This window comes from Neobacillus sp. SAB-20_R2A, from assembly GCF_049568635.1.
GTDB lineage: Bacteria > Bacillota > Bacilli > Bacillales > Cytobacillaceae > Neobacillus > Neobacillus citreus.
The window spans coordinates 3,032,614-3,044,311 of sequence record NZ_CP145895.1 but is presented as its reverse complement, the minus strand read 5'-3'; the positions used below and the strand labels follow the sequence as shown (position 1 = coordinate 3,044,311).

At 46.6% G+C, this 11,698-nt stretch carries 5 protein-coding genes, 19 tRNA genes and 4 rRNA genes; 26 read left to right on the top strand and 2 right to left on the bottom strand.

The annotated features are described in order from the left end of the window. The first annotated feature begins 41 nt into the window (after positions 1–41). The gene (locus V5M37_RS14830) at positions 42–236 is read left to right on the top strand and encodes an SE1832 family protein (RefSeq protein ID WP_213146023.1); all 195 of its coding nucleotides are present in this window, start codon (positions 42–44) and stop codon (positions 234–236) included. A gap of 77 nt (positions 237–313) precedes the next feature. Here the strand turns inward: V5M37_RS14830 and V5M37_RS14825 are convergent, their stop codons facing one another. Both V5M37_RS14825 and V5M37_RS14820 read right to left on the bottom strand, forming a co-directional pair. Continuing rightward, on the bottom strand, positions 314–1,309 hold the full coding sequence (locus V5M37_RS14825) for an LLM class flavin-dependent oxidoreductase (RefSeq protein WP_423797965.1): 996 nt from the start codon (positions 1,307–1,309) through the stop codon (positions 314–316). Positions 1,310–1,327: 18 nt separating this feature from the next. Next, positions 1,328–1,612, bottom strand: a complete 285-nt coding sequence (locus V5M37_RS14820) for a DUF3219 family protein (RefSeq protein ID WP_423797964.1) — start codon at positions 1,610–1,612, stop codon at positions 1,328–1,330. Between the two features lie 529 nt (positions 1,613–2,141). On the opposite strand from V5M37_RS14820, the gene V5M37_RS14815 reads away from it, so the two are divergent. From V5M37_RS14815 to V5M37_RS14695, 25 genes are all read left to right on the top strand, one after another. Further along, positions 2,142–3,691: ribosomal RNA gene (locus tag V5M37_RS14815) — 16S ribosomal RNA — on the top strand. Between the two features lie 205 nt (positions 3,692–3,896). Beyond that, positions 3,897–6,831, top strand: a 23S ribosomal RNA gene (locus tag V5M37_RS14810). Positions 6,832–6,918: 87 nt separating this feature from the next. Then, positions 6,919–7,035: ribosomal RNA gene (gene rrf, locus V5M37_RS14805) — 5S ribosomal RNA — on the top strand. A gap of 120 nt (positions 7,036–7,155) precedes the next feature. After that, a tRNA-Ser gene (locus V5M37_RS14800) sits at positions 7,156–7,246 on the top strand. Between the two features lie 19 nt (positions 7,247–7,265). Beyond that, positions 7,266–7,340: transfer RNA gene (locus V5M37_RS14795), tRNA-Glu, on the top strand. Positions 7,341–7,345: 5 nt separating this feature from the next. Beyond that, positions 7,346–7,421, top strand: a tRNA-Val gene (locus V5M37_RS14790). A 5-nt stretch (positions 7,422–7,426) separates the two neighbouring features. After that, positions 7,427–7,502 (top strand) — tRNA-Thr (locus V5M37_RS14785). A gap of 21 nt (positions 7,503–7,523) precedes the next feature. Then, positions 7,524–7,608: transfer RNA gene (locus V5M37_RS14780), tRNA-Leu, on the top strand. Positions 7,609–7,664: 56 nt separating this feature from the next. Further along, positions 7,665–7,741 (top strand) — tRNA-Arg (locus V5M37_RS14775). 15 nt (positions 7,742–7,756) lie between these two features. Further along, a tRNA-Pro gene (locus V5M37_RS14770) sits at positions 7,757–7,833 on the top strand. Between the two features lie 16 nt (positions 7,834–7,849). After that, positions 7,850–7,925: transfer RNA gene (locus V5M37_RS14765), tRNA-Ala, on the top strand. Positions 7,926–7,947: 22 nt separating this feature from the next. Next, positions 7,948–8,024: transfer RNA gene (locus V5M37_RS14760), tRNA-Met, on the top strand. 12 nt (positions 8,025–8,036) lie between these two features. Further along, positions 8,037–8,129 (top strand) — tRNA-Ser (locus V5M37_RS14755). 117 nt (positions 8,130–8,246) lie between these two features. After that, positions 8,247–8,320: transfer RNA gene (locus V5M37_RS14750), tRNA-Met, on the top strand. Between the two features lie 3 nt (positions 8,321–8,323). Beyond that, positions 8,324–8,400: transfer RNA gene (locus V5M37_RS14745), tRNA-Asp, on the top strand. Between the two features lie 7 nt (positions 8,401–8,407). After that, positions 8,408–8,480: transfer RNA gene (locus tag V5M37_RS14740), tRNA-Phe, on the top strand. A 23-nt stretch (positions 8,481–8,503) separates the two neighbouring features. Further along, positions 8,504–8,579: transfer RNA gene (locus V5M37_RS14735), tRNA-His, on the top strand. A 6-nt stretch (positions 8,580–8,585) separates the two neighbouring features. Then, positions 8,586–8,659 (top strand) — tRNA-Gly (locus V5M37_RS14730). Positions 8,660–8,663: 4 nt separating this feature from the next. Continuing rightward, positions 8,664–8,738: transfer RNA gene (locus V5M37_RS14725), tRNA-Gln, on the top strand. Positions 8,739–8,742: 4 nt separating this feature from the next. Further along, positions 8,743–8,817, top strand: a tRNA-Gly gene (locus tag V5M37_RS14720). Positions 8,818–8,824: 7 nt separating this feature from the next. Further along, positions 8,825–8,898, top strand: a tRNA-Cys gene (locus tag V5M37_RS14715). Between the two features lie 6 nt (positions 8,899–8,904). Beyond that, a tRNA-Leu gene (locus tag V5M37_RS14710) sits at positions 8,905–8,986 on the top strand. 21 nt (positions 8,987–9,007) lie between these two features. Continuing rightward, positions 9,008–9,124 (top strand): 5S ribosomal RNA (gene rrf / locus V5M37_RS14705). Together the 16S, 23S and 5S rRNA genes with 19 tRNA genes alongside form the textbook arrangement of a ribosomal RNA operon. A gap of 487 nt (positions 9,125–9,611) precedes the next feature. After that, the gene (locus tag V5M37_RS14700) at positions 9,612–10,301 is read left to right on the top strand and encodes a FadR/GntR family transcriptional regulator (RefSeq protein WP_423797963.1); all 690 of its coding nucleotides are present in this window, start codon (positions 9,612–9,614) and stop codon (positions 10,299–10,301) included. 86 nt (positions 10,302–10,387) lie between these two features. Further along, positions 10,388–11,698 carry an FAD-binding oxidoreductase gene (locus tag V5M37_RS14695; protein WP_423797962.1) on the top strand — a complete coding sequence of 437 codons (1,311 nt, stop codon included), beginning with the start codon at positions 10,388–10,390 and terminating at the stop codon, positions 11,696–11,698.

Sequence of the window (11,698 nt, the reverse complement as noted above, 5' to 3'; positions counted from 1 at the left end):
ATAGAAAGAAGAATTAAGACTTATGGAGAGTGAAACCAATAATGGATAAAAAACAGATTGAGTATAAAATTTTAGAGTTGAAAGACGAATACTTACAACTGCAACATAATCTTGAAAAATTAGAGTATGTAAAAGGAAACATAGCCCCGTTGGAAAAACGACTATCTGAAATTGAAGAGGAATTGAATTCTCTTAATCAATTATTACGAAAAATAGCGGGGCAAACACAAAAATAGTAACTTAAGTTCAAGAGGCCATCGAAATGATGGTCTCTTTTCTTGTATCAAAGTTTTAATAGATGCGTATTAAATAGTTATAAAACCACTTTTTCAGCGATGAGTCTATAGGATTCGATGCGATCCTTCGGAGAATGTGTAATCGTTAAAATCATAATTTCATCCGCATTATATGAAGCTTGTAACTGCTCAAGTTTCTTTTTTACCTCCAGTGGATTGCCAATGATCATTCTCTTTTTCATCGCTGCTAATTTTTCTAGTTCTTTTTCATTGAGTTCGTATTGCTTGGCTTCCTGGATAGAGGGCACAAATTGGCCTTCGCCTTTTTCCTTCTGTAATGCCCAGATTAGATTACTTAATGCGATTTCTTCAGCTTTTTCGGCCGTTTCCGCGCAAACCACTGAAACAGTTAACAATACCTGAGGGGATTGCCCGTGTTTGTTAGCTTGAAAGGCATCAAGATATTGTTGGATAATGTCTGCTCCGTCTTTGTCGCTCATGAACTGGCCGAATGCATATGCCAAGCCATGTTCAGCAGCAAGGTGGGCACTTTTTTTACTTGTACCAAGAATCCACGGCAACGGCGGCACTTCCGGCAGGGGAGAGGCCTTTAGTTTTGAAAACTCGTGATCTTCAGGAAAATCATTTTTTAAAAAGTGAAGCAGTACTTTTACTAAGTCAGGCATTTTCCAAACCTGTTGTAAAAAATTATCGGATAAAGCATTTGTTGCCTCCGCTGATCCGCCAGGTGCACGCCCAATACCGATATCAATCCGATTTGGATATAGAGTGGCCAGCATATTATAAACCTCGGCCACTTTATATGGTTTATAATGCGGCAATAATACAGCCCCAGAACCGAGGCGAATCCGTTTGGTGTTGGCGCCAATATAACTGATCATCACTTCAGGAGCCGAGCAGGCCAGACCCGGCAAATCATGATGTTCGGAAATCCAATACCGTGTGTAACCTAACTCATCTCCTGCTTGGGCTAGCTTCAACGATTCATTTAATGCCTCTTTTGCTGTTTGGGTGGAGGAGATGGGAGATAAATCTAGTATGCTTAATTTCATTGCACTAAGCCTTCTTTCTTAATTCTTCACTTCGAGCAAAGTCAATGCAAAAATTCCTACTTGTCCTTTTTCATAGAGATTCGTGACAGAAGTGGAATATTGTTGAATGGTACCTTTAAACGCTAAACCAGTTTCAGGAACTTTTACATCAAAAGATCCTTCATACAGCAACACTGCAGTGTCGTGATACTCCTCACTCGTCACTTTAAATTCAATAACAATTTTATGTAAACCGTTCTCAAGCTTTTGTTTATATTTGTCTACACGAATGGAAGTATTATTTAAGATGATTTCATTAACCAATGACACCACACCTTTTTTGTTATTATGAAAAAATAATAGCACTGGGCCAATAGGGGAGCAAATGAATTGGACCGTCAGATTAAAAATAACAATAGTCTTCTTATATAATATAAGCCCATTTCATTTCTAAATTTCTTAGCACATACATCGTTCATTATTTGGTAAAAATTTCAGGTTGAAGATAAATGGAAATCGCGATATATTATAAATCCGTCACTTACACGAGTGACAGAAGACATGATACATTTTTAGATGGTTTCAAGAAATTAAAAACTTTTTCTTGCGATATAAAAATGTATGTGTTAATATAATAAATGTCGCTTTTGAAATAAATCATTAACTTCTTAAATTGGAAGAAAATGATGGTTGATAGATTAGTAGAAATGCGATATGCTATAACCCTTGTCGCTTAAACAAGTGACAAAGATAGTTCTTTGAAAACTAAACAAACAAAAACGTCAACAAACAATAATATTCGTTTCGTTTGAAACGAAGCCAACGTAACATTTTTGAGCTAATCAACTCAACTTTATTGGAGAGTTTGATCCTGGCTCAGGACGAACGCTGGCGGCGTGCCTAATACATGCAAGTCGAGCGAATCACTGGGAGCTTGCTCCTGGTGGTTAGCGGCGGACGGGTGAGTAACACGTGGGCAACCTGCCTGTAAGACTGGGATAACTTCGGGAAACCGGAGCTAATACCGGATAAATTCTTCCCTCGCATGAGGGAAGGTTGAAAGTCGGTTTCGGCTGACACTTACAGATGGGCCCGCGGCGCATTAGCTAGTTGGTGAGGTAACGGCTCACCAAGGCGACGATGCGTAGCCGACCTGAGAGGGTGATCGGCCACACTGGGACTGAGACACGGCCCAGACTCCTACGGGAGGCAGCAGTAGGGAATCTTCCACAATGGACGAAAGTCTGATGGAGCAACGCCGCGTGAGCGATGAAGGCCTTCGGGTCGTAAAGCTCTGTTGTCAGGGAAGAACAAGTATCGGAGTAACTGCCGGTACCTTGACGGTACCTGACCAGAAAGCCACGGCTAACTACGTGCCAGCAGCCGCGGTAATACGTAGGTGGCAAGCGTTGTCCGGAATTATTGGGCGTAAAGCGCGCGCAGGCGGTCCTTTAAGTCTGATGTGAAAGCCCACGGCTCAACCGTGGAGGGTCATTGGAAACTGGGGGACTTGAGTGCAGAAGAGGAAAGCGGAATTCCACGTGTAGCGGTGAAATGCGTAGAGATGTGGAGGAACACCAGTGGCGAAGGCGGCTTTCTGGTCTGTAACTGACGCTGAGGCGCGAAAGCGTGGGGAGCAAACAGGATTAGATACCCTGGTAGTCCACGCCGTAAACGATGAGTGCTAAGTGTTAGAGGGTTTCCGCCCTTTAGTGCTGCAGCTAACGCATTAAGCACTCCGCCTGGGGAGTACGGCCGCAAGGCTGAAACTCAAAGGAATTGACGGGGGCCCGCACAAGCGGTGGAGCATGTGGTTTAATTCGAAGCAACGCGAAGAACCTTACCAGGTCTTGACATCCTCTGACACTCCTAGAGATAGGAATTTCCCCTTCGGGGGACAGAGTGACAGGTGGTGCATGGTTGTCGTCAGCTCGTGTCGTGAGATGTTGGGTTAAGTCCCGCAACGAGCGCAACCCTTGATCTTAGTTGCCAGCATTCAGTTGGGCACTCTAAGGTGACTGCCGGTGACAAACCGGAGGAAGGTGGGGATGACGTCAAATCATCATGCCCCTTATGACCTGGGCTACACACGTGCTACAATGGATGGTACAAAGGGCAGCGAAGCCGCGAGGTGGAGCCAATCCCATAAAACCATTCTCAGTTCGGATTGCAGGCTGCAACTCGCCTGCATGAAGCCGGAATCGCTAGTAATCGCGGATCAGCATGCCGCGGTGAATACGTTCCCGGGCCTTGTACACACCGCCCGTCACACCACGAGAGTTTGTAACACCCGAAGTCGGTGGGGTAACCGCAAGGAGCCAGCCGCCTAAGGTGGGACAGATGATTGGGGTGAAGTCGTAACAAGGTAGCCGTATCGGAAGGTGCGGCTGGATCACCTCCTTTCTAAGGATATAAGCTGGACATATGAGCCAGACAATACATGTTTGTTTGATTGTTTCTTGTTTGTTTAGTTTTGAGAGAACAATCTCTCAAAACTTTCGTTCTTTGAAAACTAGATAATCGTAAAAGAAGAAGTAACCAAGTAAGAACCGAGTAATCGCCATTTTAGTTTTTCTCTCTTATTTTTAAGAGTAAGTAAAACCTTTTAGGTTAAGTTAGAAAGGGCGCACGGTGAATGCCTTGGCACTAGGAGCCGATGAAGGACGGGACTAACACCGATATGCTTCGGGGAGCTGTAAGTAAGCGCCGATCCGGAGATTTCCGAATGGGGAAACCCACTGTTCGTAATGGAGCAGTATCTTTACCTGAATACATAGGGTATTGAAGGCAGACCCGGGGAACTGAAACATCTAAGTACCCGGAGGAAGAGAAAGCAAACGCGATTCCCTGAGTAGCGGCGAGCGAAACGGGAACAGCCCAAACCGAAAGGCTTGCCTTTCGGGGTTGTAGGACACTCAACATGGAGTTACAAAGGAACGGGGTAGATGAAGCGGTCTGGAAAGGCCAGCCATAGAAGGTAAAAGCCCTGTAGTTGAAACTTCGTTCCCTCCTGAGTGGATCCTGAGTACGGCCGGACACGTGAAATCCGGTCGGAAGCAGGGAGGACCATCTCCCAAGGCTAAATACTCCCTAGTGACCGATAGTGAACCAGTACCGTGAGGGAAAGGTGAAAAGCACCCCGGAAGGGGAGTGAAAGAGATCCTGAAACCGTGTGCCTACAAGTAGTCAGAGCCCGTTCATGGGTGATGGCGTGCCTTTTGTAGAATGAACCGGCGAGTTACGATTGCATGCGAGGTTAAGTTGAAGAGACGGAGCCGCAGCGAAAGCGAGTCTGAATAGGGCGAATTAGTATGTAGTCGTAGACCCGAAACCAGGTGATCTACCCATGTCCAGGGTGAAGTCCAGGTAACACTGGATGGAGGCCCGAACCCACGCACGTTGAAAAGTGCGGGGATGAGGTGTGGGTAGCGGAGAAATTCCAATCGAACTTGGAGATAGCTGGTTCTCTCCGAAATAGCTTTAGGGCTAGCCTCACGTAGTTAGAGTCTTGGAGGTAGAGCACTGTTTGGACTAGGGGCCCTCATCGGGTTACCGAATTCAGACAAACTCCGAATGCCAATGACTTATCCGTGGGAGTCAGACTGCGAGTGATAAGATCCGTAGTCAAAAGGGAAACAGCCCAGACCACCAGCTAAGGTCCCAAAGTATACGTTAAGTGGAAAAGGATGTGGAGTTGCTTAGACAACCAGGATGTTGGCTTAGAAGCAGCCACCATTTAAAGAGTGCGTAATAGCTCACTGGTCGAGTGACTCTGCGCCGAAAATGTACCGGGGCTAAACGTATCACCGAAGCTGTGGGTGGACACCTTGTGGTGTCCGCGGTAGGAGAGCGTTCTAAGGGCGTTGAAGCTAGACCGTAAGGACTGGTGGAGCGCTTAGAAGTGAGAATGCCGGTATGAGTAGCGAAAGATGAGTGAGAATCTCATCCACCGTATGCCTAAGGTTTCCTGAGGAAGGCTCGTCCGCTCAGGGTTAGTCGGGACCTAAGCCGAGGCCGAAAGGCGTAGGCGATGGACAACAGGTTGATATTCCTGTACCACCTCTTTATCGTTTGAGTGATGGGGGGACGCAGGAGGATAGGGTAAGCGCACTGCTGGATATGTGCGTGCAAGCAGTTAGGCTGGCAAGTAGGAAAATCCGCTTGCCATAAGGCTGAGCTGTGATGCCGAGGGAATTATAGTACCGAAGTTCCTGATTCCACACTGCCAAGAAAAGCCTCTAGCGAGATAAAAGGTGCCCGTACCGCAAACCGACACAGGTAGGCGAGGAGAGAATCCTAAGGTGAGCGAGAGAACTCTCGTTAAGGAACTCGGCAAAATGACCCCGTAACTTCGGGAGAAGGGGTGCTTTTTGGGGTGAATAGCCCCGAAGAGCCGCAGTGAATAGGCCCAGGCGACTGTTTAGCAAAAACACAGGTCTCTGCAAAGCCGCAAGGCGAAGTATAGGGGCTGACGCCTGCCCGGTGCTGGAAGGTTAAGAGGAGGGGTTAGCGCAAGCGAAGCTCTGAATCGAAGCCCCAGTAAACGGCGGCCGTAACTATAACGGTCCTAAGGTAGCGAAATTCCTTGTCGGGTAAGTTCCGACCCGCACGAAAGGCGTAACGATCTGGGCACTGTCTCAACGAGAGACTCGGTGAAATTATAGTACCTGTGAAGATGCAGGTTACCCGCGACAGGACGGAAAGACCCCATGGAGCTTTACTGTAGCCTGATATTGAATTTTGGTACAGCTTGTACAGGATAGGTAGGAGCCTGAGAAACCGGAGCGCCAGCTTCGGTGGAGGCGTCGGTGGGATACTACCCTGGCTGTATTGAAATTCTAACCCGCACCCCTGATCGGGGTGGGAGACAGTGTCAGGTGGGCAGTTTGACTGGGGCGGTCGCCTCCTAAAGTGTAACGGAGGCGCCCAAAGGTTCCCTCAGAATGGTTGGAAATCATTCGCAGAGTGTAAAGGCACAAGGGAGCTTGACTGCGAGACCTACAAGTCGAGCAGGGACGAAAGTCGGGCTTAGTGATCCGGTGGTTCCGCATGGAAGGGCCATCGCTCAACGGATAAAAGCTACCCTGGGGATAACAGGCTTATCTCCCCCAAGAGTCCACATCGACGGGGAGGTTTGGCACCTCGATGTCGGCTCATCGCATCCTGGGGCTGTAGTCGGTCCCAAGGGTTGGGCTGTTCGCCCATTAAAGCGGTACGCGAGCTGGGTTCAGAACGTCGTGAGACAGTTCGGTCCCTATCCGTCGTGGGCGCAGGAAATTTGAGAGGAGCTGTCCTTAGTACGAGAGGACCGGGATGGACGCACCGCTGGTGTACCAGTTGTCTTGCCAAAGGCATCGCTGGGTAGCTATGTGCGGACGGGATAAGTGCTGAAAGCATCTAAGCATGAAGCCCCCCTCGAGATGAGATTTCCCATAGCGTCAAGCTAGTAAGATCCCTGAAAGATGATCAGGTTGATAGGTCAGAGGTGGAAGCGCGGTGACGTGTGGAGCTGACTGATACTAATCGATCGAGGACTTAACCAAGTCATAATTAAGTAAGGTGAACTCGTTTTTACTAAACTTCTTCTGCGTTATCTAGTTTTGAGGGAATGAAACCCTTAATTCAATAGGTCCGGTAGCAATGGCGAGAAGGTCACACCCGTTTCCATCCCGAACACGGAAGTTAAGCTTCTCAGCGCCGATGGTAGTTGGGACGCAAGTCCCTGTGAGAGTAGGACGCTGCCGGGCTAAGACAGAAATTTTACTTTCTGTCTTTTTTCTTCCCCTATAATGAATTTGGAAGAAATTAGTCATTGTTATAAAAGTAGAGATGTGAGAAGATATTCACTGTCGCTTCTTTCATATTATGGAGAGCTGTCCGAGTGGCCGAAGGAGCACGATTGGAAATCGTGTATACGTTAACCGCGTATCAAGGGTTCAAATCCCTTGCTCTCCGCCATAATAAACTTTTTCTAAATGGCCCCTTGGTCAAGCGGTTAAGACACCGCCCTTTCACGGCGGTAACACGGGTTCGAATCCCGTAGGGGTCACCATAAATGGAGGATTAGCTCAGCTGGGAGAGCATCTGCCTTACAAGCAGAGGGTCGGCGGTTCGATCCCGTCATCCTCCACCATATATGCCGGCTTAGCTCAATTGGTAGAGCAACTGACTTGTAATCAGTAGGTTGAGGGTTCAAGTCCTTTAGCCGGCACCACTTCAAATAATTACTTCTTTTGCGGGTGTGGCGGAATTGGCAGACGCACCAGACTTAGGATCTGGCGCCTTCGGGCGTGGGGGTTCGACTCCCTTCACCCGCACCATTTATTTGCGGAAGTAGTTCAGTGGTAGGCTCCAATTTTTCAAAATAACAAATAATGCGCCCGTAGCTCAATTGGATAGAGCGTCTGACTACGGATCAGAAGGTTATGGGTTCGACTCCTGTCGGGCGCGCCATCAAATTTTATAGTTCGGGAAGTAGCTCAGCTTGGTAGAGCACTTGGTTTGGGACCAAGGGGTCGCAGGTTCGAATCCTGTCTTCCCGACCATTCTTTAAAAACTTATGGGGCCTTAGCTCAGCTGGGAGAGCGCCTGCTTTGCACGCAGGAGGTCAGCGGTTCGATCCCGCTAGGCTCCACCATTGAATATTATAAATGAATGTTGGCGGTGTAGCTCAGCTGGCTAGAGCGTACGGTTCATACCCGTAAGGTCGGGGGTTCGATCCCCTCCGCCGCTACCAAATATGTTTTACGGAGGAATACCCAAGTCCGGCTGAAGGGATCGGTCTTGAAAACCGACAGGCGGGTTAAACCGCGCGGGGGTTCGAATCCCTCTTCCTCCGCCATAAGACTGTTATTTATTTTAGAGTGTATCAATTGAACTCTTTTTTGAATATACTTTTGAAGATTGATACAGTCAGACGTAAGCTTTATGTATATCGTTTCTAAATATTTCTTATTATCGCGGGGTGGAGCAGTCCGGTAGCTCGTCGGGCTCATAACCCGAAGGTCACAGGTTCAAATCCTGTCCCCGCAATCCGGTCTGGTAGTTCAGTTGGTTAGAATGCCTGCCTGTCACGCAGGAGGTCGCGGGTTCGAGTCCCGTCCAGACCGCCACTAAAGTGGCTCAGTAGCTCAGTCGGTAGAGCAAAGGACTGAAAATCCTTGTGTCGGCGGTTCGATTCCGTCCTGAGCCACCTTTATTTTTAAAAACATCACGGCGGTTGTGGCGAAGTGGTTAACGCATCGGATTGTGGTTCCGACATTCGTGGGTTCGATTCCCATCAGCCGCCCCATCTATTGCGGGTGTAGTTTAGTGGTAAAACCACAGCCTTCCAAGCTGTTGTTGTGGGTTCGATTCCCATCACCCGCTCCATTATTGGGCTATAGCCAAGCGGTAAGGCAACGGACTTTGACTCCGTCATTCGTAGGTTCAAATCCTGCTAGCCCAGCCAATATGCGGAAGTAGTTCAGTGGTAGAACACCACCTTGCCAAGGTGGGGGTCGCGGGTTCGAATCCCGTCTTCCGCTCCAAAAATATGGCGGCATAGCCAAGTGGTAAGGCACAGGTCTGCAACACCTTTACCACCGGTTCGAATCCGGTTGCCGCCTCCAAATCATGCCGGTGTGGCGGAATTGGCAGACGCGCACGACTCAAAATCGTGTTCCGTGAGGAGTGTCGGTTCGACCCCGACCACCGGTATCATATCTAAATAAAAACATGTCCGGCAGCAATGGCGAGAAGGTCACACCCGTTCCCATCCCGAACACGGAAGTTAAGCTTCTCAGCGCCGATGGTATTTGGGGCAAAAGCCCCTGTGAGAGTAGGACGCCGCCGGGCAAACCAAAAAGACAACCTGAAATGGTTGTCTTTTTTTTGAAGTAAAGCGTAATGACTGAAATTTTGATGCAGTAATATCGTCCAAGATCACTTGGAAATACTCTCTACCAAGGTTTTAAAAAGTCTGAAGTACTTGATGTGCAGTCTTCGGACAAAATTGGGCGAAAAAGGGGTGGAAGCGTCCGAACTTGTGCAACCTTCGGACAAAATCGCTTTAAAAAGGAGTGGAAGTGTCCAAATCTGGGGCACCTTCGGACAAAATCGCTTAAAAAAGAATCGGAACTGTCCGAACCTTACCTTCTTAGTCTTGAGCCGTCTCCGCCCATCATTTGAGGCAATAGAACCGTCCCCATGCATCATTACTGAATTTTATAAAAAAATAATTTATTCAGAAAATTAATTGAACTTTTTTGTTAAAGATGGTTTAATATAGGTAATCGTTGTAACTTGTCAGATATGTGATATCTGAAAGGAAGGGGGGAGATGTTTGCATATACAAAAGATCTCGACTAAGAAAGTGTCCGATTCTGTTGCTGAGCAAATCGAGGAGATGATTAGATCCGGTACGTTTCAGGTGGGAGAAAAGCTTCCTTCGGTCAGGGAACTATGTGAAATGTTTGGTGTTGGCCGTTCCGCAGTCCGTGATGCTATTACGACTTTAAAAGGAAAAGGTATTGTCGATGTAAAGCAGGGAGAAGGAACATATATTTTGGAATTTGACTCAACGAGACTCTTCAACAATCATTTGCTGCTCACCCAACCAAGAGATATCAGTCAACTTTATCAAGTTAGAAAGATCTTAGAACCAGGGATTGCTGAGCTTGCCGCTATACATAGAAAAGAAGAAGATCTGCAGTTAATGGCAGAAATCTTCGCCAACCCAACTATGAATGGGTGGGATTCAGATTATCTGTTACATACAGCCATTGCCAAAGCGGCAGGAAATGATATCATTATTCAACTTTTAGAATTTATCTCAACAACGATGAAGAACGCCATGATTGATTTTCACCACTATATTAAGAAAAACCCAACCACTGCTCAGATGATGGAAATACAACATTTTAAAATCTATGAATCCATTAAGCTAGGAAAACCTGAGAATGCGAAACAGATGATGATGGAACACTTGGATTACGTCGAGAAAGAGCTTTTGAACAGTCTTGTCTTACAGTAGGCTAAGCAGGCCGACAAAGTGATTTCATTTTTTTTAAGAAATAGCAGAAACTAAGTTGCTTATTATGCAACTAGGAGGTGTTGGTAGTGATTACCACAGAACTTTTAACAGAGTTACAGGCCATTCTATCACAAGAGCAAGTCATCGAAGGAGATAAAAACCATCCGCTGGGAAATAGCGGTATAGTCAAGGTGTTTCCGCAAACAGAAGAAGAAATAGCAAGCATTCTTAAATTTGCCAATGATAATGGTAAAAAGGTAAACGTAGAAGGCAATGGAACCAAAAAGGGATTTGGCGGTTTAACTGAATCAGCCGATATTTTACTTTCGCTATCAAACTATAAGGGTATTGTAGAACATGTCGTGGGCGATATGACGTTAACTGTTAAGGCCGGTACCAATTTCAAGGAATTGCAGGAGTATTTGGCACAGTTTAAGCAAAAAATTTCACTTGATCCTTATTGCCCAGAATCTGCAACGATTGGGGGGATTATCGCAGCGAATGATAGCGGTCCCAAAAGATTGGGTTATGGCTCTTCAAGAGATGTTGTCATTGGGCTAAGAATCGTTTATCCAGATGGTAAAGTGATTCGTTCAGGCGGAAGAGTGGTCAAAAACGTCGCCGGTTATGATATGAATAAATTGTTTATCGGTTCGATGGGTACGCTCGGTGTGATATCAGAAGTAACCGTAAAGCTTCGACCGCTCCCTAAATATGAAAGTTTGAATTTAGTATTATTCCCACAAGGAAATATGGAAGAAATCAGGGCGTTTGCTACCAAGCTTCTAGATTCTACGATGGAACCCGTAACGCTGGAATTGCTTAGTCCAGCATTGTCAGAAAGATTGATTGGCCATGACTGTTACACAATCGCGGTTAGTCTAGAGGATGTTGAAAAATCGGTACGCTATCAAGAGAGCTTTATCCAAAGCATTCAGCCGGCCCATTCAGAATTGAAAGTTCTTTCTCAACAAGAAGCACAGTCTTTTTGGAACAAATTTTACTCACTTTCACCAAACTCCTCCACAGATTCAACACAGGCTTCTTTGAAAATTGGTGTCATTAACATGGATGTATCGCACGTCGTAAAAGAAAGTCATCTCCTTATTGATTCTCACAACTTAGATGTCGAAGCGCATGGCGGATTAGGCCATGGCTTATGTCAAATTAATCTTAGCGGTTCAAAGGACGATATCATTTCAGCCATTCAGCAAACAAGAGAATTGTCCACAAAACTTGGCGGGTACACCGTCATTAATCATTTACCTTTTGCGTTAAGACAGGAAGTTGACACCTGGGGTAAAAAGCCATCACATTTCTTCCTATTAGAAGGGATCAAATCCAAGGTTGACCCAAATAGAGTTCTTAATCCTAAACGATTTGTGGGAGGGATTTAA